This is a genomic window from Treponema sp. R80B11-R83G3, assembly GCF_054786115.1.
The window spans coordinates 1-862 of sequence record NZ_BDHF01000315.1; the positions used below are offsets into that span (position 1 = coordinate 1).

Annotated in this window: 1 protein-coding gene; it reads left to right on the forward strand. The window is 33.9% G+C overall.

Going from position 1 to position 862, the window contains the following annotated elements:
* The first annotated feature begins 37 nt into the window (after positions 1 to 37).
* Positions 38 to 748, forward strand: coding sequence for a hypothetical protein (locus ACYVRH_RS13565; protein WP_461257422.1), 711 nt, complete (start codon positions 38 to 40; stop codon positions 746 to 748).
* Positions 749 to 862: the final 114 nt, after the last annotated feature.

Below are 862 nucleotides of genomic sequence, written 5' to 3' on the forward strand. Positions count from 1 at the left end.
GAATAATATTTAGATACTAAAACATAAGGAATTTACAATGAAATACAGACTATTGGTTTTAGGATTGCTATTTTTGATTGGGATTAATATAAATGCACAAGAATTTAGAATTCCACCTAAAGTAGATTTATTAAAAGTTGCTGTAGGCGGTTGGGGATATAGGCCAGATATAAGAATATGGGGTTGGTCCAAAACAGGAAAGGTTGCATACTCCAGTGAAGCAGTAGGTGGATACAGCGGTTTTATAACAGTTTATTTTATCATTTTTGACTTTGTTAATGATAAAATGTTGATAAATATTAAAGCCGATGCGTATGAAATTGACAGTGATGAACCGGAGAATATTATTGCAGAATATCTGTTTAATCATATTAAAGATAAAATAACGAATGCCATGAAGGCACATAGTATTGAAGAACAATATACCGAGTTTTTGCCTTTTCCCATAACGAGGAATGGCATAGAGTATAGGGTCACTATTTCTGATATTGTATCAGGAGAAGATATGTGGGGAGAAATTCCAATAGAAAAATATGCTGTTTCAATTACCGCAAATGGAAAAAAGAAGACAATATTTACTAAAGAAAATACCAGAGCTTCAAAGGTACACTTTTGCGGATATTTTTTGAGCCCATTTGAAAATAGGGCATTGATTATTTTGGCAGAACAGACTCCACCTGGCTTTGAAGGTGATGTTGACATATATTATGTGCTTAGTGGTTGTCATTTAGAGACGGGTTTTAAATAATATAATTAATGTATAATATTAGTATAAAAATATATTGTCATTATGAAAGCAAGGGGTACTTCGTGTAACAGGTCTGTAACTGCATCGCCGCCTTACGGCGGCTCGGGAAAGGGC